General features: G+C 41.7%; 14 protein-coding genes and 2 tRNA genes. 3 read left to right on the forward strand and 13 right to left on the reverse strand.

Annotated elements, in window-relative coordinates:
- The first annotated feature begins 73 nt into the window (after positions 1-73).
- Both uspE and ttcA read left to right on the forward strand, forming a co-directional pair.
- The gene (uspE, locus tag CWC17_RS15120) at positions 74-1000 is read left to right on the forward strand and encodes a universal stress protein UspE (protein ID WP_138613811.1); all 927 of its coding nucleotides are present in this window, start codon (positions 74-76) and stop codon (positions 998-1000) included.
- A gap of 103 nt (positions 1001-1103) precedes the next feature.
- On the forward strand, positions 1104-2021 hold the full coding sequence (gene ttcA / locus CWC17_RS15125) for a tRNA 2-thiocytidine(32) synthetase TtcA (protein ID WP_138613813.1): 918 nt from the start codon (positions 1104-1106) through the stop codon (positions 2019-2021).
- A gap of 49 nt (positions 2022-2070) precedes the next feature.
- On the opposite strand, the gene CWC17_RS15130 is transcribed toward ttcA, so the two are convergent.
- The 8 genes from CWC17_RS15130 to CWC17_RS15165 all read right to left on the reverse strand — a co-directional run bounded on the left by CWC17_RS15130 (position 2071) and on the right by CWC17_RS15165 (position 18420).
- Positions 2071-3135, reverse strand: a complete 1065-nt coding sequence (locus tag CWC17_RS15130; protein WP_138613814.1) for a hypothetical protein — start codon at positions 3133-3135, stop codon at positions 2071-2073.
- 87 nt (positions 3136-3222) lie between these two features.
- Positions 3223-4284, reverse strand: a complete 1062-nt coding sequence (locus CWC17_RS15135) for a hypothetical protein (protein WP_138613816.1) — start codon at positions 4282-4284, stop codon at positions 3223-3225.
- A 495-nt stretch (positions 4285-4779) separates the two neighbouring features.
- On the reverse strand, positions 4780-6741 hold the full coding sequence (recD, locus tag CWC17_RS15140; RefSeq protein WP_138613818.1) for an exodeoxyribonuclease V subunit alpha: 1962 nt from the start codon (positions 6739-6741) through the stop codon (positions 4780-4782).
- Positions 6738-10301 carry an exodeoxyribonuclease V subunit beta gene (gene recB, locus CWC17_RS15145; RefSeq protein ID WP_138613820.1) on the reverse strand — a complete coding sequence of 1188 codons (3564 nt, stop codon included), beginning with the start codon at positions 10299-10301 and terminating at the stop codon, positions 6738-6740. The genes recD and recB overlap by 4 nt, the downstream gene beginning before the upstream one ends.
- Positions 10288-13590, reverse strand: a complete 3303-nt coding sequence (gene recC / locus CWC17_RS15150) for an exodeoxyribonuclease V subunit gamma (RefSeq protein WP_138613822.1) — start codon at positions 13588-13590, stop codon at positions 10288-10290. Before recC ends, recB begins: the two co-directional genes overlap by 14 nt.
- Before the next feature lie 160 nt (positions 13591-13750).
- Positions 13751-14812 carry an alkaline phosphatase D family protein gene (locus CWC17_RS15155; protein ID WP_138613824.1) on the reverse strand — a complete coding sequence of 354 codons (1062 nt, stop codon included), beginning with the start codon at positions 14810-14812 and terminating at the stop codon, positions 13751-13753.
- A 94-nt stretch (positions 14813-14906) separates the two neighbouring features.
- Positions 14907-17180 carry a TonB-dependent receptor domain-containing protein gene (locus tag CWC17_RS15160; protein ID WP_138613826.1) on the reverse strand — a complete coding sequence of 758 codons (2274 nt, stop codon included), beginning with the start codon at positions 17178-17180 and terminating at the stop codon, positions 14907-14909.
- 196 nt (positions 17181-17376) lie between these two features.
- Complete coding sequence (locus CWC17_RS15165) at positions 17377-18420, reverse strand: alkene reductase (RefSeq protein ID WP_138613828.1); 1044 nt, start codon at positions 18418-18420, stop codon at positions 17377-17379.
- Positions 18421-18646: 226 nt separating this feature from the next.
- On the opposite strand from CWC17_RS15165, the gene CWC17_RS15170 reads away from it, so the two are divergent.
- Positions 18647-19039, forward strand: a complete 393-nt coding sequence (locus tag CWC17_RS15170; RefSeq protein ID WP_004588808.1) for a DUF2750 domain-containing protein — start codon at positions 18647-18649, stop codon at positions 19037-19039.
- Positions 19040-19141: 102 nt separating this feature from the next.
- Here the strand turns inward: CWC17_RS15170 and CWC17_RS15175 are convergent, their stop codons facing one another.
- The 5 genes from CWC17_RS15175 to CWC17_RS15195 all read right to left on the reverse strand — a co-directional run bounded on the left by CWC17_RS15175 (position 19142) and on the right by CWC17_RS15195 (position 22758).
- Positions 19142-20467: an OprD family outer membrane porin gene (locus CWC17_RS15175; RefSeq protein WP_138613830.1), complete on the reverse strand. Its 1326-nt coding sequence runs from the start codon at positions 20465-20467 to the stop codon at positions 19142-19144.
- A gap of 130 nt (positions 20468-20597) precedes the next feature.
- Entirely contained in the window at positions 20598-20996 is a 399-nt protein-coding gene (locus CWC17_RS15180; protein ID WP_138613832.1) for a hypothetical protein, read from the reverse strand.
- 236 nt (positions 20997-21232) lie between these two features.
- A tRNA-Ser gene (locus CWC17_RS15185) sits at positions 21233-21322 on the reverse strand.
- 167 nt (positions 21323-21489) lie between these two features.
- Entirely contained in the window at positions 21490-22530 is a 1041-nt protein-coding gene (gene nadA / locus CWC17_RS15190; protein WP_138613834.1) for a quinolinate synthase NadA, read from the reverse strand.
- Between the two features lie 152 nt (positions 22531-22682).
- A tRNA-Lys gene (locus CWC17_RS15195) sits at positions 22683-22758 on the reverse strand.
- Between the last annotated feature and the right edge of the window lie 149 nt (positions 22759-22907).

Below are 22907 nucleotides of genomic sequence, written 5' to 3' on the forward strand. Positions count from 1 at the left end.
AATTTGTGTGCTACCCCTTTAACTGCTGTGTATTTACGTTACACTGAAAGTAAGTTAAAAAAGGGAGTAGCATATGAACACTATTAAACGTATTTTAGCCGTTATTGACCCCACTAAAGATGATCATCACGGTTTAGCTCGCTCAATTGATTTAGCTAAAAAGTCAGGTGCCAGTATTACCGCCTTTATGACTGTTTACGACTTATCTTACGAAATGACCACTATGTTGTCGTTCGAAGAGCGCGAAGCAATGCGAAAAGCAGTTATTGCTGATAGAGAAATATGGCTCAAAGATATAATTTCCACCTACCCAGATATAAACATCACCACCGAAGTGGTATGGCATAACCGCCCGTTTGAAGCCATTATTAATACTGTTATCGAGCAAGAGTTCGACCTAGTTGTTAAAAGCACCCATCAGCATGGCGCGCTTAAGTCGGTTATTTTTACCCCTACTGATTGGCACCTAGTACGCAAATGCCCAACACCGGTATTATTTGTAAAAGAAATGGCTTGGCCTGAGCAAGGCAATATTTTAGCTGCAGTGAATGCAGTTAGTGAAAACGATGAGCATGTAGCCCTTAATAAACGCATTATTAAAGATGCACAATTTTTGTGTGAGCTTGCCAACGCTAAGCTTAATCTGGTCAATGCCTACCCTGCTACACCCGTTAATATTGCTATCGAAATCCCTGAGTTTAACCCCAGCCTTTACAACGAATCAGTAAAAAAACACCACATAGAATCTACCAACGAGCTCGCTAAAACATTTAATTTAACTAACGAGCAATGCTTTATAGAAGAAGGCCTGCCTGAGGATGTGATCCCCGATGTAGCAAGTCGCTTAAATAGCGAATTAGTGGTAATTGGCACTGTAGGTCGTACAGGGTTAAGCGCTGCGTTAGTAGGTAACACTGCCGAGCACGTAATAGACAGCCTAGATTGTGATGTACTTGCTTTAAAACCCGATGGCTACGTAAGCCCACTTGCCAAAAGTTAAACAAAGCCTTAACTAGCGCTTTAATACCCCTAGTACTTGGGTATATAATACGCCCCTTTATTTTCAGCAAATAATTTGCCGCATTGTTTTATAAGGGGGCGTAGTGTCTCACTCAGCTCAAGCCAAAGCTCAATACAACTTAAATAAGCTACAAAAGCGTTTACGCCGTCTTACGGGCCAAGCCGTCATGGACTTTAACATGATTGAAGAAGGCGACCGTGTAATGGTATGCCTATCGGGTGGTAAAGACAGTTATACCATGCTTGATATGCTTAAACATTTAAAGCGTGTAGCACCTATTAACTTTGATTTATTTGTTGTTAACCTCGATCAAAAACAACCAGGGTTTCCTGAACATGTTTTACCTGAGTACCTTGATAAACAAGATATTGAATACAAAATTGTAGAAGAAGACACCTACAGTATAGTGACCGATATTATCCCTGAGGGTAAAACAACATGCTCGCTGTGTTCACGCCTACGTCGTGGTATTTTGTACCGTACAGCCAAAGAAATGGGCGCGACTAAAATTGCCCTTGGCCATCACCGTGACGACATGATCGAAACACTCTTTTTAAACATGTTTTACGGCGGTAAACTTAAAAGCATGCCGGCTAAATTAATGAGCGATAACGGCGAGCACATGGTTATTCGCCCCCTCGCTTATTGTAAAGAAGCCGATATAAGTAAATATGCATTTAGCCAAGGTTACCCTATTATTCCGTGTAATTTATGTGGCTCGCAAGAAAACCTGCAACGTAAACACACTAAAAACATGCTAGCTCAATGGAATAAAGACCACCCAGGGCGTATCGAAAGTATTTTTACTGCAATGCAAAATGTGGTGCCTTCGCATTTAGCCGATACAGCACTATTTGATTTTGAAAACCTAAAAACCGGCGATGTTATTGATGGCGGTGATATAGCACTTGATAAACCAGATATCCCAAAATCGCCTGTAAGCGATGAAGATGAAACCCAAGATCAGCAAGCTGATGTGGTTACTATTAACCTAAGCTAACCGTTTAAAAAATACAGTTAAGGGGCTCTATGCCCCTTATTTATTACCATTAACCTTTATCAGCTAACCCTTTTAAAAACTCTAAACTCATTCGCTCTTGCTCATTTGCTTGATAAGGCAGTTGTTGCAAACTATCGTAGGCAAAATCTTTAATTTCAAACTCAGCAATGTCACTGCTACCAAAACTATTACGTTCACCGGGGCTTGGCGACATGCGCTCTATCACAAAGTCACTTAAACGCATATTCACTACCCCTTGTGGTAATACCGACCAATGCGCCTTTAAATCCACCGTTTGACTGCCTTGTGAGAGTTTCTTTTTAGTCACCAAATGTGCAAGTGGGCTCGTATCACTGTATAAATTAGCCCTAATTCTATATAAGCCGCTTTTGAGCACCTTTAAATGGGCTGTGGCTATCATATTTTCGTTTTGTGCATAGGCATTATCAAAATCAATAAGCGTAGCACTTGGTGGCATATACTGTATTTGCGCAACTGCAGGCACCTTTTTACCTGCAATATTTGCCTCTACAAATAGCTGTAAATTTCGCGGGTAGTCTTCACTGGCTTTAAATTTCACCGTGGCTTCGCCCTGCTGTGCTGTGGTGGTTTTTGAACTAATTGACGCTTTAGTATCGGTATTGCTTAGTGCTACATTTACCTCTGCTAGGTTTTGCGCAGCAATATGAACGGTTATTTCTTGCGGATATACAAACCGATATTTATCTAAACTAACAACGAGGGCATTGCCCGCATCGTCAATGGGGCTTGTAACTGGGTAAAACTGATTGGGCTTTAAGCGGTCTTCATCAAGTGCGCTTAAGGGCTGCGAATAAGGCGGGTATTTTAGTGCGCTTTGGTATTGCATTGCCACATGCTCAGCGGCACTGGCTAAGTGCTGATCATAATGTTGTTTGGGAGGGCTTTTAGCCTGTTTTTGTTTTGGCACATCAATTGTTATTACGGTGTTTTTATCTGGGCTTGCTGAGCCTGTGTTCTGCTTTATTGCATGCGCAGCGGGAGGCTCAAGCGTTTTAACTTCATTTTTATTTGTATACCAGAGTAAAAACACCCCAATACTAACCACAGCGGCACCAATGTAAAACTTTTTCATATTGCATCAATCCTTTAAAAGCGTGTAGTAAATAACTACACGCTTTAATGTTTTATACCTAATGCGTTTATAAAATTTAGGTACTTATTAAGGGATCACGTTATAAATAAGTGCCGAGGCACTTTGTGAGTTTGAATCCTTAATATAGCGGTAGTGTTTTTTCCAAAACCAAGTACCCGTTGTTTTATCAAATGTGTTAAAGCCCACATTTTGACCATCCACATTTATATTGTTCATGGCAATCGTGACATTGCCTTTGCGCTGTGCGTTGTGAATTTCATTATGGCTGTAGCTGTCGCTCATCATCATTGGGTAATGGTTTGGCATAAAGCTATTAACGGCATCACCTTGCGATTTTAACTGGCCATTGGTATCAATACTGCTACTACAACTGCCAAATGACTTAGCCGAGCTTGCTCCACACGATGAATGCGATGCTACTACCGAGTCATCATTACCTTTTAAAAACCCACCCGTTAACCCTAGGTAAGCATTGCCATCGGCTACAAAGCGCAATCTTGGCGTACGTGCATCTGGAAACGGCGATATTTTGCGTGCGTTATTTACTTTTAAATCATGTAATACGCCCACCGCTTCTGTCACGTCACTGCCTAACCACCATTTGAGTGCAGCATCTACCGCAAAGTTCCATGCGGCACCTGTTAAAGCACTTACAGCAATATCAGCAAGCTCGCTGCCGCCCCCTGCGCCCGCTAAATCAAAGGTCGCTACAATATTAAGCGGTGTAAGGCCCGCATTTTCAAGCCAGTTGGCTTGGTTATCTATAATATGGCGGGCAACTAAATCGCCTGTTGAGTGTGTCACTAACACACAGCCATCTGCACATAAGTTAGAACGCGATATTTGTTTTAATTTAGGCCATACCCAATCGGTCGCAATTTTACCTTCAATGCGCTCATAAGCAGGCCAATCAATACGTTCATCAGCGCGGTTGTTCCAATAGGTTTGCCAATAAGTTTCACCGTCATTTACTACATCGCTGCCCGATTTATTGGTTATTTGCGATACCTGTAAGCCGTGAATTAGTATAATTTTGTGATCTTTACTTGCTGCCGAAAAACTCATTAATACGGCTAAACCGGCGCATAGTAAGTATTTAAGCGTGTGTGTACGTTTATTGGTGTTCATATAAATCCTTAATGTGTTCAGTGTTTTATTTTTATGCCTATGTACTTAAGGTATTCATTTACACATGTGCAGCCGCACATGCATTGACCAGTATTAGGAACAACGCTCAAAAATGCAACAATTTATTATCATTTAAATTCACCTTAATCTATATTATCTGTATATACAGTTACTTAAATTCAAATAATTGCAATATTTAGTATTATGAACACATACCCACTAAAGCTTAAAAACCTAACGCATAAAAATACGTTAGGTTTTTAGTGTTTAACCTGAGTTCTGGTTAAGAGATTTAAAAACGCTATAAATAATAACGATATTTAAGCTTGTTTCTCTCTAGCTAGAAATTTTTGGTGAAAACAAGGCGTATTTACGCGTCAATAGCTGGCCTATTGCAAGTAAATTCAACGCAGTTAGCGCTAAAAATAGCTGCTTGAGATAGATTTATTATCCAGAACTCAGGTTATTTAGTTGAACCCAAAATATAAACAGGTGTTAGTATTTTAAACGCTCATACAACCCTGAGGCTCTTGATACGCTTTTATTCATAGCTAGCAGTAGCACTTTTTTATCGGCCACCAGCTCAAAGGTGTTTTTTGCGCGGGTTATGCCTGTGTATACCAGCTGGCGATTTATACCCATACTAGCTTGCTTTAAAGGCGGTAAAACCATAGCGGTATAACTAAACTCCGAGCCCTGCGATTTATGTATGGTCATTACATACACTTTATCGTGAGCAGGTAGGCGTGCAGGAGAAAACGCCCGTACATTGTTTTGCTCATCAATAAATAATGCTTTTAACTGCCCGCTTTCATCGGGCATTAAAATACCAATATCACCATTAAATAACTTAAGTTGATAATCGTTTTGGCTCACCATAATGGGCATACCACTGTAATGGCGCTGATTTGGGCTCACCGATATTAACCCTTGCTGCACAAGTGCACGCTCAATGCGGTTATTTAAGCTATTTACGCCGTAATCGCCCTCACGCACGGCCGCTAATAATTGATATTGAGAAAACGCCGCGTGAACATCTGCAACACTTGCCCCTTGTGCGATTAAACTTAAATAATGGGCGTAATGCTTAGCAGCACTGTTTATTAATTTTTCTATGGGTTTGGCAACAAAGTCATAATCTAAAATAACATCGTTAAATTGCCCTTGTGTGCTTTGTTGCTCTACGTATTTTAAAATACCGTTATGGTTAGTATTAACCGCCAGCGCAAGCTGTCCAATGCCGCTTTTTGCATCAAACCGGTAACTGTGTTGTAAAAACGCAATGCAATCAGCTAGTTTAAATTCGCTATGCCCAGGCGCCGCTAATTTAGCCTCTCCTTTAAAACATAACGCATTAAGCTCATCACATCGCGCTTGCGAGTAATTAGGCGTTTGGCCTAGTGCTAACCCCTGACATAAATCACTCATTACACTGCCGGTATCTACCGAGGCAAGTTGGTCTTTATCGCCAAGTAATATCAAACGCGCATGGGTAGGCAGTGCCTCTATTAATTTAGCCATGAGTGATAAATCAACCATGCTGGCTTCATCAATAATCAGTACATCTAAATGCAGCGGGTTTGTGCGGTTATGCTTAAATTTATTGGTAAAGGGTTTAACCCCTAAAAGTCGGTGAATAGTTTGCGCACTATCAGGAATTAAGGCCTTAATATCATCAGGAACAATTTCAAGCTTTTGTTTAGCCCCTAAAATTGATTCACTTAAACGTGCTGCGGCTTTACCTGTAGGCGCCACCAGCTTAATACTTAAAGGTGCACTTTTATAAAGCGACTGCAAAATTGCCAACAGCTTAGTTACTGTGGTGGTTTTACCGGTCCCTGGCCCGCCTGTTATAACGCTAAAGCCTTTTGTTGCAGCAATTGCACAGGCCACTTTTTGCCAATCTATGGTAAGCGCTGAATTATCTACAAAGTAGTCACTTAATAGTTGGCTGAGTAACTGTGTATTTATATTTAAATGGCGCTCACTCATCGCAAGTAAACGCGTAGCTAAAGTATGTTCGTACTCAGCAAGGCGCGCAAAATAAAGCCGCTCGTTAAATAACTGTAAGGGTTTTGCCTCGCCCACACTGTTATGGGCGCTTAAACAGCTAAGCGCATCGAGGTAGGTAAAGGCTTCGTTAAAAGGCGATGTAATATTTGGTACATTGCCCTCAGTTTTAGTGAAGTCGCTTTGGCGTAAATTAAACGGGTTTTGCCAGTCGACTTCTTTTAATGTTAAACAGCTATGCTGGCTTTGCTGTGATAAACACAGCAATAACACTATATAAAACACGTCGTTTTGCTGATTATCACACAGCATTAAAGCAAGCTTTACATCTACCATTCTTATGCGTTTTTCATCTAATAAGTAGTCAAGCAACTTCACCGTATTTAACGGCTGTACGGGTGCTGGCGGCTCATCAAACAGGCTTTGCTGCATAGGGTAGTCACTCATAACATGGCTCCTTGGCTAAATAAGCCATCTAATAGTGTGATTTGCTCTGCGGTGAGCTTATTAAAATACACCCCTTTGCCTGCCGGCATGCCGCGTAAAAAAGTATAATAAACCCCGCCTAAATGGGTTTCTATTGCATAATCACTAATGCGTTGTTTAAGTAATCGGTGCAGCGCAACGCTATAAATTAAATACTGTAAATGATACTGATGGCTATTCATTGCTTGCGCTAGCATATCGCTTTCATAATCAGCGGGCGTATTGCCTAAGTAATTAGACTTATAATCTAAAATATAATACTTACCTTGATAGCAAAAAATTAAATCTATAAACCCCTTTAAAAGGCCTTTTACATGAGAAAACTCGAGTTTGCTTTGGGTAAAACCAAAATGTTTTACCAATATTTCGTTTAATTTGGGCGCGCTCAAACTATCTAAAGGTAAATTAAACTCCATTTCGACTAGGCAATCTGCGGGAGCTAATTGGCTTAAGCTTAATCCCTCATTGTTTAAGGGGCAGGTTAACGAATCAAGCACCCATTGCTCGATCACGTGTTGCCAGCTTTCGCTAATATGGTATTTATCAAGCGCCTGTTTAACTACCTCTGCTAAATTTTGCTCTGGATTAGTCGGGTGTACTTGTGTACTGGTAAAGTCTATTTGTTCAAAAATTTCATGCAAACAGCTACCCGGTTTTGCCCCCTTGGGAAAACTATAAGGCGATGGTACTTCATCTTGGGTGTTAGCAAATTCATCTTTTTCGTGATCTTCATCGCTGCGTCCAGGTTCAATATGATCGGTGTGCTTTTTAAAGCTCAGCGCGCTAAAGCTGGTTGCTCGCCAATCTCGCTCTATGTTGGCTGTAACTGTATTCACTTTTAACGCTTGGCTCTGCTGCACTGCGTTATTAAGTGTTAACTGTCCTTGCTCGGCTAATTGCTCAGCGGTAAATTGCTGGTAACGCATTTCAGCGTGTGTGTCGCAAAATTCACTTAAGTGGGTACGCCACGTTTGGCTACTTGTAAGCTCAAGCCCTGCAAATAGCACATGCCCTAATGCACTACTTTGTATAGCCAAGCGGCTGCTTTGCCCTTGCCCTATGTTATACACCCCAAGTGCACAAAAGTGTACCGCGCGGGTAAGCGCAACATAGAGTAAGCGTAAGTCTTCAGCTAAGCGTTCTTGCTCGGCTTGTGCTAAGGCGTCTTCGTTTTTACTTAAATCGTAAACTAACTGGCCATTTTGATGATAAAGCGCGTCTTTAGTTTCGCGATAGCCACTAGCAAAAGGCATAAATACCAGCGGATATTCAAGCCCTTTTGAGGCATGCATAGTCACTATTTTAACTAAGTTGGCGTCACTCTCTAGGCGTACTTGCACAACTTCGCCATCTTGCTGGCTAACCTTTTGAGCAAACCAACGCAGTAAACGTAACGTACCTTCTAACTCTATTTGCTTTTGCTGCAGTATTTCACCTAAGTGCCTGAAGTCGGTTAACCATCGCTCAACGTTATAGCCAAGCCCTTGCCACTTGGCGCTCAGCTGATTATGACTTAACAAGCGCTCAAGCATGGCCATTGCGCCTTGTTTGTTCCAAATATGGCTAAGTTGCGCAAAAAAGTTTAAGTGCTCTTGCCATTTATTTTCATCCTCAGCAAGGGCGTAAATTTCGTTATAGCTTAAACAAAATAATGGCCCTGCTAATACGCCGCGCAGTAACGACTCGTTATATTGCCCATGCAATGCGGCTAAAAAGTTAAGTAAATGGTGGCTAAGCTCTTGGCTGAACACACTGTCACGCGATAAATACACACTCGCAATATTGGCATTGCTCAGTGCTTTTTTCATTATTTGCGCTTCTACACGGTCGCGCACTAATATACAAATATCGGCTGCGGTCACCTTATGCTTACCAATGCGCGCTCGACCTTGCTCGGCTTGCTCAAGCAATGTCACTATTTTATTAGCAAAATAGCTGGCCAAATGCCCTTGCCCAACGCCTTTGCTGGTGGGTTTGTTTTTTTCATCTGCAGCGTCATCTACAAATACATTAAATTCAAACGCGGTGGCAGGTTTGCCATCTATTGTAAATGTTTCATCGGCTTTTTTGCCTTTTGCTGCTACTGCGTTAAACGGTATGGCATCGTTATAAATAAAGCTATTGGCATGTTTAGAAAACAAGCTGTTTACACTGTTTACTATATCGGTGCTTGAGCGAAAATTAGTACCTAACGTAAATTGTTGCTCAGGCTCTACCGACTCTTTTGCGCCAATATAGGTAAAAATATCAGCGCCCCTAAAGCCATAAATAGCCTGTTTTGGGTCACCTATCATGGCCAGTGTGGTGTTTTCTTGGCCGTATATTTTACTAAAAATGCCATACTGAATGGGGTCGGTATCTTGAAATTCATCAATCATGGCAACAGGAAATAACTGCGCTATTTTTTGCGATAAAGCCTCGCCCTGCTCTGCATTTAAAGCACTGTGTAAATTAGTCAGTAAATCATCTGGGGTGATCACACTTTGCTCTTGCTTACGTTTTACAATTGCCTGTTTAACCCACCGAGCCGCGGTTTGTACAACGGCAATTTTAAGGCCCTGATTAATTTTAGTATTAAGTGCGCTAAGCTCATCAAACAGGCTAAGCAGAGGGTGGCTAAATAATGGCTGATTTTTTTTATAATTGCTGGCATCACTTAAGTTTTCACTACTCCACACCTCAAATGAGTATTTATTGGTGCCAAATTCAAAAAATAACTCATCACCTAAACAAAATGCTTCTAGGGCCGTTAAACTGCCTTTTCGCCCAGGTGTTTTAGAGCCACTTAAACCCGAACCTTTTATTGCAGCTATAAACTCTTGCTCCAGCACTGCTTTTTTAAAAGCGGGTACTTTAGCAATGTACTCATCGCGAGCTTTAAATACGTCATCTAAGTTTATTTGCGGCACTATGTTCGCATTGGCTTTATTTAGCACGCTACTGACTTGGCTAAATAGCGATTCAGGGGCTGCAAACACCTCTAAAATGGCATCAGTGCGTTCTTTATTAAGTGGGTATACAAAGGCGCGCCAAAAATCCTTAATCGTGTCGAGTAGGATATCGCGCTCATCTAAAATAAACTCAAGGTTAAAGGCAACGCCTGATTCAAACGCGTGTTGCTTTAACATGCGTTGGCAAAAGCCATGAATAGTAAATATAGCGGCTTCGTCCATAGATTTAGCCGCGGCATCGAGTAAATCAAAGGCGCGGTGTTTGTCATCTACTGCCGCTATTATACCTGCTATTAATTCATCGTTTGGGCTTTGACCAAGTAATGCATCGCGCGCAGCAATAATTCGGCTGCGTACGCGGTCTTTAATTTCTTGTGTTGCAGCATCGGTAAAGGTAACCACAAGTATTTGCTCAACACTTAACGGGGTGTTTATCTGCCCAGGTATTTGTAAGCCTAATAAATAACGTAAATAGAGCCCGGTAATGGTGTAGGTTTTACCTGTACCCGCACTGGCTTCTATTAAACTTTGCCCTTTTAATGGCATTGTTAGCGGATTAAGCGCTTGCATGGTCACTCTCCTTTGCATGGGCATGTAATGGGGAGAGTAATTTTTCGCTCCACTTAATAAATTCTTCTTGGCAGTCATTAAGCGATTGCACCGTTAAACGAATATACGGGTTTTCGCCCTCGCCGCGTCCTATGTATTGTGGGTTAAACTTGCTAATGGCTTTGCCAATATCGCCACCACTTTTAACGTATTCATAGCCACTTACCGGATAAAATGCCACCGGCTCTTTGCGCAACGCTTTATACAGTTCAAACCAATCACTGAGTAAGGCATCGGCCTCATGTTTACTCAGCGGTGCAAAGCTAATTTGCTTATCGAGCCCCAGTAACAAGGTTTCTACGTTTTGCTCCATACTTTGTGCAACAAGGTGATATATAAAGCCTTTAATTAAGTCTTTGGCCTTTATACTGGCACTTCGGTAAAACACTTGTTTTTGAAGATAAATATGATTAAGCCAGCCCTCAATGATGGTGTTTTCTATGCGCAAAGACACCTCAAGGGGGTCGGTTTTGCCGCTTTTAATATGTTCTTTTACTTGCCCGGCTAGTGCATCTACTCGGTGCGCCATGCTCTCATACACTAAACTGCCCACATTGGCTTGTGGCAGCTCTCCTCGTTGCAATATTTGCTCAGTACTTAAAGGTTGCTCATTAATGTTGGCCTCAAGTATTTCATCAAGATAAAAATAACGGCGCAGCGCATCTAGGCTAAAAGGCTCTTCATCTTTTGCTACTTCGTTAAATTCAGGCAGGCGTAAACCTAATGTTTGCTGGTAAAAGCTCTCTTGTGCGTTGCACACACTGCGAATAAATATATCAAGCTCTAATTGCGCGGGCGCTGTTACATCAATGGCTGTTAGCGGCTGCGCGTCTATGCGCTCGCTAGGCAGCCAAATAGGGTTAAAACTGTGATTACTCAGCTTTGTATCGGCTTCGGTATCTGCTGTGTAATAGGCATGATTAAAAGGCTGTAAGTGCTGTTGATTAATTAAACACTCAGGCAGCGTTTTTTTGCTGTCATTTGTAAGCACAAAGCTGCGGCCTATGTGCTCTAAAAGCTCGCTTACTAAGGTCGAGGGCATACGCGGTTGGTTGTCAAAGCACGAGCGGCCAATATAACTTATGTATAAATTGTCGCGAGCACTCAATAAAGCTTCTAAAAACAAGTAACGGTCATCTAATTTACGTGAACGGTCACCTTTTTGTTTTTTAGAATACGGCACTAAGTCAAACCCTATCGGCTGCACTGTACGGGGGTAGTCGGCATCGTTTAAGCCAAGCATACATACCACTTTAAACGGCACGGCGCGCATAGGCATTAAAGTACAAAAGTTAACTTGCCCCACTAAAAAGCGCTGCCCTACGCCTTTTTCTTGAATGCCTTGTTTTATAAGGTAGCTTACAATACGCTGCGAAACAGCTTTATCGTAATCGCCATTATTATGGTGTTTTTTAAGCTCCTCTAAAACAGTTTGCAGTACCAGTAAATCCCAACTGTCGTCGCCTTCGTTGTAATAAATAGCATTTATGAGCTCAGATAAAATATCTGCTTTATTACTAAGCGTATCATCAGGGGTTAGCTCATCTTTAAAGCGCTGCAGTACATCAATAAAATGCACCAACTTATTAAGGGTATCTAGCGCCATGCCCTCTACTTCATCGGCGCTATAAATGCCGTTAAACGGGCATTGCTCATCACGCTGGGCTATGCCTAGCAATAAACGGTTTAAGCCATGTTGCCAGGTATTTAAATCGATTGCGGGTAAATCAAAGCTGCTTTTATGCTCGGCATTTATACCCCACTTTACGCCAACTCGCTCAAGCCAATATTGAATTTGCTCGTACTCGTGCGCTTCTAGGCCGAATTTTTCGGCAATTTGGGTTACTTGCAGTAAGTCGAGAATATCCGATACACCAAAACGCGAAAATGGCAAATTGGCCAAGCTGGCAAACGAGCTAAGCACGGGTTTTTCTTGCTCTATGGCTAAATCGGCCAAAGCATAAGGAATAAAGCGACTGGTGTTTTGCGCGCCGCCAAATACCGCTTCAATATACGGGCTGTACGTGCCTACATCTGGCATCATTACAATAATGTCTTTGGGAGTGAGCGACGGGTTTTGATTAAACAAAGTAAGTAAATAGTCGTGCAAGCGCTCAACTTCTCTAAGCGGTGTATGGCAATCGCTTAGGGTAATACTGGTGTCGGTGTCGTTAATGGGCAACTTGCCCTCATCATTTATAAACCACTCTTTATTATCGGTAAGCGACTCACCTTTAAATGCCAATTGGTATATCTCACTTTGAATTTGGCCTAGTAAACTATCGTCAAATGCATCTATAAAGCCATCAATCCAGCGCGCATCAAGCTGTACGAGCTGTTCAAAGTAATCGCGCCCTAGTTTTCCCCATGACGATAACAGCGGGTTGCCTATAAAGTAGTATTCTTCGTCAGGGTTAGCTTGTTTTTTTTGCTGCGCTTCTAAAAGCGGCATTTTGGCGTATTTGGCATTTATTTTGGCTGCTGTTTTTTCATCAACCACATCGCCCCAATAGTGCTCACTCGGGTTAAAAAAGAATAAAAACACCTCTGTTTTTTTGCTCAGCGCTTCAAACACCTCAAGTTGTGAGCTGGCAATCGCCGATATACCAAATAAACTAATGCGCTTAGGTAGTAAGCTATTATCCATATTCTCAAGGGCTGCAAGTAACTGCCCCTGCATATTGGCACGATGAAATTGGCTTTGCCCAAGTGCTTTACTGTGCGCCACTAGCTTTCGCCATAAGTCGGGCTGCCATGGGGCAATGCTTACATCAACATCGTCAAGTTCGTCTTGTCCGCTATCCCAAGTTGCAATCCAATGCGGCCGGTACATTAAGTATTGATCGTACACATCGGCAATTTTTTCGCACAGCGCAAAGGTTTTTTGCCCGTCTATATCACCCTCTAAATACGTTTTTAGCGGCAAATAAAGCGGCTCATTTATACAACTGGGCAGTATTGCAAATAATTTCCAAGCAAGGTTAGGCTTATTAAATGCCGACTCTTTTGGCACATTAGGCAGCAATTGCTGATACAACTGCCATATAAAGCTCGATGGCAGCGGAAAATCGACCTGCGCGGCTATGCCTAGGTTTTCGCTTAAACCAATTTTTAGCCACTGTGACATACCCGGCGATTGCACTAATACCACTTCTTTATCGAATGGGCTTTGCAGCGGGTTTACTTTTAACAGCTGATTAAACTGAGCTTGCAGCGCTTCCATACGGTTTGATTGAATAATATTGAGCATACAACTGGAGTCCTTACTTGAAGTAAAACCAGTTTAAGATATTTTCATTTACAGGGGTAGCGCAATCCGTAAATTGGCACTAATAAATCAGCGAGTTAGCAGGTGGATTAAACACACAGCGTTAATTTTAATCACTGTGTGTTTTATTTGTCAGGCCATTTTATTTATAAGGGCTAATGCTTGATAAGCTAAATGCGCTTTGCATAATCACTTTGCCATCTATACCTTTAAGCTTAAGTGAAATGGCCGGATCTGCTTGTTGCCAATCTATGCTTAAATCGCCGTAGTTCACATTGTGGGTATAATCACCAATACGGTGTTTATTTGGGCTGACGTCTTTCCACTTTTCAGTAAGACCTGAGCTGGTCATTTCTATTAAAGGGTAATCAAGATTTTGCTGATACTTTGATATTTCGCCCCAGTGCGTATCGCCACTGATGATAATAACCCCATTCACTTGGTGCTTTTTAATTAACGCAAATAAACGGTTACGATCCTCTGGAAAGTTAGCCCACGACTCCCACCCTGTGAAATCGGGTAATAATTGCAAGCTTGAGGCAATTAGCTTTATAGCTACAGGCTTTTTAAGCTCTTGCTCAAGCCATTGCCACTGCGTCTCACCTAACATAGAAGCACCTTTCACCTCAGTTGGACTATACGGACCTTGGTTATTAAGCTTGCGCTTGGTGTAATATTCAAGCTCGCTTACGTGGTTAAGTGCATCACGGTTCCAGCGTAAATCGGGCATTATTACGTGTACGATTTGCTCATCCTCGCCATACATATACGACGTGTAAATGCCATCGGTGCGAGTGCGTCTGGGTGAGTGTTTAGGCTCACCCCAAAAATCGAGCATAATTTGGCGAGATTGCTCTTTATGTGGGTAATCTTTACCAATATCGTTTTGACCAAAATCGTGATCGTCCCACATCGCAATGATTGGAGTATTCGCTTTTAGCGTTTTAAAGCCTGGTTTTGCACCTAATTTTTGGTATTTATTGGCAAGTACCGTCATATCGTTGGTGTCGCCGTAAATATTGTCACCTAAAAATATAAATAAATCGCCCTGCTCTTTATTAATGGTGTGGAATATTGGAATGTCTTTATCTTGATGCCCACACGAGCCAAATAAAATTTTAGAAGGGGCTGCAATACTGTTTGCGCTAAACGCTAGCCCTAATGCTAATACAGCATGTGTAATAGGTTTTACTAACTGCTTCATTTTAAAATCTCGATACAGCCATACATTAGTTTTAATCTATGGCTATTAATAAAAAAAAGCCCATCATTGATGGGCTTAAAACGGGTTCATTGGCTTAAAACGTAGCCGATAACGTCAGTGCTGCTGTACGTGGCGCACCAATAAAGTAAGTGCTGCCGTTGCCCGTACCACCGGCTAAGTAACTTTTATCAGTAATGTTATAAACAACAAAGGCAACATCTAGCGCTTTAAATGGTCCTGCGTTTATATCGGTGGCGTAACCTGCGTTTAAATCAACCACGGTATAGCCATCAACTTCGCCGCGCTCACCGGTGTATTTAGCCGATAAACCAAAGCGGAAATCACCGCTAAAGTAATCGGTCGAGAACACAAATAAGTCATCTACTGAGTCTATTACTTTTTCACCGGCTTCAAATCCAGGAGCATCGCCTTTGTACTGTGAGTCGTTATTTGTGTACGAGCTGTATACGCTCCATTGTGGGCTTAGCATGTAACTTGCCGAAAGCTCTAAACCCTGTGATTCAATGCCGCCTACATTTAAGTAAGTGCCATTTGTGCCTATTGTGTAATCAATACCGCCGGTATCACTGCCAGGGGCAATAAAGGTTATACGGTTATCAAATTCAATTGAATACGCCGTGGCGGTCAGTTTTAATGCGTTATTTTGATAACGTACACCTAAATCAATGTTTTCAGCAGTTTCTGGCTCTATGGCTGATAAATCAGAGCTATCGCGCTCAAGTACACCGTCTTTAATAGCTGCAAAATTTTCGCTGTAGCTGGTAAATAGCTCAGTTGAATTGTTTAGCTGATACAAAATACCGCCACTGAACAACACATCAGAATCGCTATTTACTTTAGCGGTTGTGGCATTTTGGTAGTGGTCGTACTTTTCGATATCAACTAGGTACTTTTTAACACCTACGTTAAGCGTAAAATCGCCAAGTGCCATTGAATCTTGCGCGTACCATTTAAGGGTGTCGGTCTCAAAGGTGTTTTTATACTGGGTCCAGTATGGCGTGCTATCAAAGTGATGATAAATACTGGCATTAATCACTTTGTGCCAATCACGAGACTCATCACGGTCGCTTTGCTCATACCACAAACCGGCTTCTATATCGTGCATACCAAACGTAGCTTGGTAATTAGCAGTAACCCCCAGGCGGTCTTTTTTGTAATGCGTATGACGATACGACATAACAGGTATTGCGGTGTCATCGTAACACGCTGGGTTTAAACCAGGGCCCGACTCCCACGGCCAGCTTAAGCTTGCTGTACAGCCCTCATTTGGTGCCAGTGCGTTACCATCGCTATCAACAAAGCCGTAAGAGAGCGCATTAGTGCCGCCCTCTGTCGTTGGGTTGCCGTTTTCATCTACTGGAGTTGTTAAATACGGTGGGATCCAATCGCCACGGCCCGAGTTTTTATGATAATAAGGGCTCACTGTAATAAGTGATGTTGGCGAAAGTGCATATTCAAACTTTAAATACGCTAACGTATTTTCACGCAGTGTACCCCAGCCCTCGGCAAACATTTGGTCGTAATGTGGAATGCCGGTCCAGTTCCACGTTAGCTGATCCCACTTTGGCGTTTGCTCAAATTGTGCAAGGCTTACACTATTATAATTAGTCTCGCTTACATCATCGTAAGATAAACGCCCTGTAATGGTTAAATCTGTAAGCGTTGTCACAAATTTAAGCTCTGCGTGTTGGTTATCTTTTCCGCCGTTGCTACCCGAGCCAATCCAGCGGCTAGTATCGGTTTGTGAATAGCTTACATACGCCTGTGTATTATCAAAAATAGTACCGGTTTCGTGCTTAACGTAATAACGGGTCGCATCGTGGCTACCTGAGGTGTAAGCAAAAGTGGTGCTTTTATCAAGGCTTGGCGCTTTACTTACAAAATTAAATGTACCGCCTAGTGCCTCTAACGATGCCGATTTAATATCTGAGGTACCTTGGCCTACTTCTACTGTGGCTAGGTTTTCGGTATCTAGGTATCGGTTTGCTTTAGCGCCCCCGCCATAGTTCGAGCCACCGTTAGGAATACCATCAACGGTCATCCCTAATTGTTGTTGGTTTGAGTCAATACTAAAACCACGCATAGTAATAGTGGTAGACCAGTCATCGCCACCAAATGCATCGCCTTCATTTATGCTAATGCCAGGTAAGTTATCAATAACTGATAACACACTCGACACCGTTGTTTGTTGATCAAGCATTGCAGGCTCAATCACATTATTTGCGTAACTGGTTGGTTTAGCAGTAACGGTTATTTCTTCTATTTCGTTGTCATTTGCATAAGCTGACGTTGATACAGCCATAGCAATTGCTATGCTCAAAATCGATTTATTGGTTAAAGCGTACATTGTTGTCCCGTTTGGTTTTAATTATCTAAAGTAATTATGAAAGCGGGCACAGTATGGTGTCGTATTATTACAACAAAAATGAAGTTTATTGACAGAGGTGTTAAAAAATTGTGGGAATTTTATGGCTTTGTTATGTCATTTGTAAGTCAGCCTAAGTACAAACACCTAGGCTGATTTATATATAAATATTAAATTATTAGAAGAGTTTAGCTAGCATTTCATCACTATAAGCAACAAGCTCTTCATTATTGGCCACTTTGCTAATGTAATCAGGGTTGGCAATAAATGGGCGACCAATCGCAATTAAATCAAACTTATCGTTGTTTATTGCTTGTTTTGCATCATCAAAGCTGTAACTGCCTACACCTACAAGGGTGGTTTTAGTGTTTGCACGCAAATATTGCGAGGTGGTTTTGCCCTCTAACGAGTCAAATTGGGTGCTATCATCAAAAATGCCACCATGAATATAAGCCAGTTTTTTTGCATCTAGCTGTGGTAATAAATAATCAAATACCGCTTTATCACGCTTATCTTCTTCCATATTAAAGTAAGCACCTGGCGATAACCTAATTGCAGTACGCTCATTACCCACTGCATTAATAACCGCGTCGGTCACCTCTATTGCAAAACGCGCCATATTTTCAGGTGTTTGGCCGTATTCATCTGTGCGCTCATTCGCAGCGTAATGTAAAAACTGATCAATTAAATAACCATTAGCGCCATGAATTTCTACGCCATCAAAGCCCGCTTCAATGGCGTTTTCGGCCGCTTTAGCAAAGTCGGCTATCAGTGAATTAATATCATCCTTTGTGGCCGCTTTTGGCGTAATGTAAGTAAGCTCACGCATACGCGGTACAGAGCCTTCAACACCAATTGCCGATGGCGCTAATACATCGCCGCCAAAAAAGTGAGGATGCGCAACACGGCCAACATGCCAAAGCTGAGCAAACATTTTACCGCCGTTTGCGCGTACGGCGTCGGTTACTTTTTTCCAACCTTGAATTTGCTCGCTGGTAAATAACCCAGGGGTATTTGGGTAGCCTTGCGCATCTGGGCGAATAATAGTGGCTTCGCTAATGATTAAACCGGCATCGGCACGGCGCGCATAGTACTCCACCATATCTTGCGTGGGTACTAAATTATCATCAGCCATACAGCGGGTTAAAGGCGCCATTAAAACGCGGTTTTTAAGTTCAAGTGAGTCGTTTAATGTATACGGGGCCAGTAAATCTGTGGTCATTGTTAAATCCTTCATTAAGAGTATGCATTTGAGATGCGGCCTTTTTAACAACATTCAAGGGCAATTTTGAATGCTCGCTCAAATTAATGAGAGCTTATACTGTTCAATCTTAAAATTAGATCTGCAATGATGAATTTAAATAATAATTTTTCAACACACTGTCACATAACTCGATATACTGGTAACAGTAAAATTCAAATTTGAAGCAATAAAGAGTGAGCCAACTATGACAACTGCAAATGCGACTGAAGAACAAACCGTAATTTTAGGGCTAGGGGCAAAAAAACGACTCGCTTTTATGTTTGAAACCGTACAACAGTACAAGCAAGTATGGATTTTAAACGACGATGATGGTTGCGTAATGCTTGCCAACGAAGATGACGACTGTGTACCCGTGTGGCCAACCCGCGATTTTGCACAAGCTTGGGCCACAGGCGAATGGGAGGGCTGTACACCAAAGGCCATTCCTACTAAAGATTGGTTTAGCCGCTGGACACCCGGCCTCGAAGAAGACGACTTACTGATTGCAGTATTCCCTACCGAAGAGGACGACGGCACGGTGCTTTTTCCTGATGAATTTGAAAGCCAGTTAAAAATTCCTAAAAAGAGAAAGTATTAATTTAGGAGCAGTTTTAAATGCGGCTTAAACGAATACAACTTAGCCGCATTTTTAATAGTGTAACTTTATCTCTACTTTTGAAATTTTAATAAGGTGTAGTTCTTAAAATTTAATAGTGTAATCTACATATACGCGATGATCTGCTCTGTCTCCTTTTACACCATCAACACTGCCAGTTTCATCTGTGGTGTAATCTAAAAATAACCAACGTAGGCTTAAGCCTTTTACAGCCGCTACTTTGTAGCGTGTATCAATGGCCCAATATTTTTCATCGGCTGTGCCACCTGCTTTACCTAAGCTTGAATTTTCTGCATCGCTGCCGCTGGTGTAATAAAACTTTGTGGTTAAACCGGGTGCCACTGCTTTTAGGTCAACGCCTAAGCGAGCCTGCCAAGTTGCCTCATTTTGGTTTGTTAAATCGGCGCCAATTAATGAGCGCGTGGGAAACGGGTTAGTCCCGTGATCGCCGCTAAAGTTATCTTCAATCCAAGCATCGTTCACTTTAGTAAATGCGGCGCCTAGTGTCCAAATATCTTTTTTCCAATTGGCATCTAGGTAATAGGCAAAACCATCGTTTTCACTTTTAGTAACGCCTGAAACCGCACCGAGTGCATCTTCATCATCTAAATCGCCACCCTCTGCACCGGTTACAAATAAATCGCCATCGTCTTGTGAGGTAAATATGCCGCTTGAAAGGGTTAACTTACTTTGATCGAGCTTAATAGCGTAACTACCTTTAAGCCCAAGCTTTGATAAGTAGTCATGAGAGTTTAAATACTCCGCGTCTATTTTTAGCGCATCTTTTTTGTAGCTTGCGCCCACACCCCAAATAACACTAATTGCGCCGTTATCTGACTGGTCGGTAGAAAAATCTTCCCACTTGTCATCGTGGCGGCGGCTCCATTTATCGTAGGCGTAACCATATACTTTGGTATTACCAAACGTGTAGTCACCAAATACGCCTCTAAAAGTATTGGGAATTGCGCGGCTACCCGAGCTTTTTAACAGCATGCTTTTGGTTTTTTGCCCGCCTATTTTTACATGGCCATTGTCGCCAAGTTTAACGTCGATAAAATATTGACCAAATTTAGAAAAACTATCGTCAACCCCGCCTTTTTCATCCCCTGCGGGTAAAATATTATTTTGTGCGCTGCCGGTTGAGTTGTAATTGAGCACGGTATAGTTAGACACGCCAAAGCTAATTAAGTCATTAAAATAGCCGGATTGATAATTGAGCTCTATACCTTGTGCAAAGGTTGAGTCGTCACTGGCGTCGTTATCGTAATCACGGTCAAAGTAAATTGACCTTAGCTTAATATTAAATTCGTCTTGCTCTGTAAGCCCACTAAAAGAAGCGTACGATGGGAGGGAGGCGCCTGCTAATACTGTACATATTACTAAATTGTGTTTTAAAACTCGTAAGTTCATACGCGTAAGCTACCTTGTATTTGATGCAGAGGAATCTAATGTTAGCCTAAAAAACGTGACGTAGTTTTAGGGTATTTAATTTAGTTAGTGACATAAAACTATAGTTTAGCTTATTCCTTGTCCTATAATTTTAATCTTTCAATTGATTTAGTAATTCAATGTTTTTCTCTGCATGCTCAAATAAAGTATCAAAAGGAGCACTTACCCAATCATTTGTTGTACTTCTCCACTCAAACCAAGTACAAGACTCAAACTCATAAAGTTCATTATCTGCGTTTATCTCATCGCCTCGTAAAAAAGCGATAAGCTCATCTGCGCTCAGTCTATTATTTTCTACTAATTTAAATAGTTCATTTCCTACGAGTGTTTTATCGTCCGGATCTAAAACCTCAACACATGAGCAAACAACCAATTCATAGTGTTTATAAACCTCTAAAACAGTAACCTGATTAAAATCGTCATGACTTAGCAATACGCTGGCAAAGTTATCACTTATCTCGCCATTGTTAAAAACTAACTGATTAAGCATAGATCTTCCTTAAATATTTTATAGGGGATTAGTAATGGTGGGAAAATATCACAGATTAAAATAATAAGACGCACAGATTTTTTTGTTGCATGTGATTTTAAAGTGGTTAAAGCTTTTTCTATCACAAACCACACTTAACTTTTTAACTAACAAGTATAACTACAGTTTAGTAGTTAATTAGTCAATTTATTGCAGGCGCAAAAAAGGACGCTAAAAAGCGTCCTAATATTGAATAATGGTGGAGGAAGAGGGATTCGAACCCTCGTTAGGGATTAACCTAAACACACTTTCCAGGCGTGCGCCTTCAGCCACTCAGCCATTCCTCCACGGTGTTGCAGTGCAACAGCGCGTTATAGTATGAAATAGGTTACACAGGTGCAAGGCATTTTTAAATTTGTGCTGTTAAGTGCCTAATAATCAACCAGCAATCTACTTTAGGCATAAAAAAACGGCTAAACCTTAGGATTTAACCGTTTTTTACACATTAGGCTAATTACTTAGCCATGTTGGCTGTAAAGTCTAACATGCGATTAAGTGACTTAAGCGCGCCTTCGCGTAATTCCATATCTACAAACACTTCTTTACCGCGTGGGTCTATTAGCGCTTCTTCAATCGCTTTTAAGCCATTCATTGCCATCCACGGGCAATGTGCACAACTTTTACATGACGCGCCTTCACCGGCTGTTGGGGCTGCAAAAAACTCTTTTTCTGGGCATAGCTGCTGCATTTTGTAAAAAATACCGCGGTCTGTCGCTACAATAAACTTTTCTTTATCCATTGTTTGCGCCGCTTTTATTAATTGGCTTGTTGAGCCAACCGCATCTGCCAGTGCCACTATTTCTGCAGGTGACTCTGGATGCACCAATACACCTGCGTCTGGGTGCAGGGCTTTCATATCTTTAAGCGCTTTTGTTTTAAATTCATCGTGGACGATGCATGCGCCGTTCCACATGATCATATCGGCACCGGTATTTTTTTGAATGTAGCTACCAAGGTGTTTATCTGGGCCCCAAATAATTTTTTCACCTTGCTCATCTAGGTGCTCTACAATTTCAAGGGCGCACGATGAGGTTACAATCCAATCTGCACGGGCTTTAACCGCTGTAGAGGTGTTTGCATACACGACAACTTTACGATCTGGGTGCTGATCGCAAAACGCAGAAAACTCATCAATAGGGCAACCAATGTCTAACGAACAGGTTGCTTCTAGCGTTGGCATAACAACTGTTTTGTTTGGCGTTAAAATTTTAGCGGTTTCACCCATAAAACGTACGCCTGCAACGATGATCATATCTGCATCGTGGCGAGCACCAAAACGTGCCATTTCTAATGAGTCGGCAACACAGCCCCCTGTTTCTTCGGCAAGGGCCTGAATTTCAGGATCTGTGTAGTAATGGGCTACCAGCACTGCATTTTTATCTTGCAGTAGTTGTTTAATACGTGCTTTATATTCGCCTTGCTCGTCTTTAGTTAACGGCGCTGGCTTAGGAGGAAAGATATAGCCTTCAGGCATAATAGTTTGAGCTAGACTCATGTTCTCGACCACTTCATCTACAGTGCATTAATTACGGCAAATTATACGAGAATACACGGGCAAATAACAGCTATCTGGGCATGCTGTTTATAAATAAAAATAAGAAACTGATTTAAATAAAATAAGGGGGAAAGTTGCGATTTTTTTGGAAGTGGTGGGTCATGATGGACTTGAACCATCGACCAATGGATTAAAAGTCCACTGCTCTACCAACTGAGCTAATGACCCGCTCTAAATTCTGTGTAGAATTAAGTGAGCTGCGTAAATCCGCCGATTGAACCACTCTTTATCTTAATAAAGAATGGTGGGTCATGATGGACTTGAACCATCGACCAATGGATTAAAAGTCCACTGCTCTACCAACTGAGCTAATGTCC

It is taken from the genome of Pseudoalteromonas sp. S3785 (genome assembly GCF_005887365.1).
GTDB lineage: Bacteria > Pseudomonadota > Gammaproteobacteria > Enterobacterales > Alteromonadaceae > Pseudoalteromonas.

What these genes read in the sequence shown, in the direction of transcription:
- uspE (WP_138613811.1), top strand. Translation starts at nt 74, where the DNA reads ATGAACACTATTAAACGTATTTTAGCCGTTATTGACCCCACTAAAGAT.
- CWC17_RS15130 (WP_138613814.1), bottom strand. Translation starts at nt 3,135, where the DNA reads ATGAAAAAGTTTTACATTGGTGCCGCTGTGGTTAGTATTGGGGTGTTT.
- CWC17_RS15135 (WP_138613816.1), bottom strand. Translation starts at nt 4,284, where the DNA reads ATGAACACCAATAAACGTACACACACGCTTAAATACTTACTATGCGCC.
- recD (WP_138613818.1), bottom strand. Translation starts at nt 6,741, where the DNA reads ATGAGTGACTACCCTATGCAGCAAAGCCTGTTTGATGAGCCGCCAGCA.
- recB (WP_138613820.1), bottom strand. Translation starts at nt 10,301, where the DNA reads ATGCAAGCGCTTAATCCGCTAACAATGCCATTAAAAGGGCAAAGTTTA.
- recC (WP_138613822.1), bottom strand. Translation starts at nt 13,590, where the DNA reads ATGCTCAATATTATTCAATCAAACCGTATGGAAGCGCTGCAAGCTCAG.
- CWC17_RS15155 (WP_138613824.1), bottom strand. Translation starts at nt 14,812, where the DNA reads ATGAAGCAGTTAGTAAAACCTATTACACATGCTGTATTAGCATTAGGG.
- CWC17_RS15160 (WP_138613826.1), bottom strand. Translation starts at nt 17,180, where the DNA reads ATGTACGCTTTAACCAATAAATCGATTTTGAGCATAGCAATTGCTATG.
- CWC17_RS15165 (WP_138613828.1), bottom strand. Translation starts at nt 18,420, where the DNA reads ATGACCACAGATTTACTGGCCCCGTATACATTAAACGACTCACTTGAA.
- CWC17_RS15170 (WP_004588808.1), top strand. Translation starts at nt 18,647, where the DNA reads ATGACAACTGCAAATGCGACTGAAGAACAAACCGTAATTTTAGGGCTA.
- CWC17_RS15175 (WP_138613830.1), bottom strand. Translation starts at nt 20,467, where the DNA reads ATGAACTTACGAGTTTTAAAACACAATTTAGTAATATGTACAGTATTA.
- CWC17_RS15180 (WP_138613832.1), bottom strand. Translation starts at nt 20,996, where the DNA reads ATGCTTAATCAGTTAGTTTTTAACAATGGCGAGATAAGTGATAACTTT.
- nadA (WP_138613834.1), bottom strand. Translation starts at nt 22,530, where the DNA reads ATGAGTCTAGCTCAAACTATTATGCCTGAAGGCTATATCTTTCCTCCT.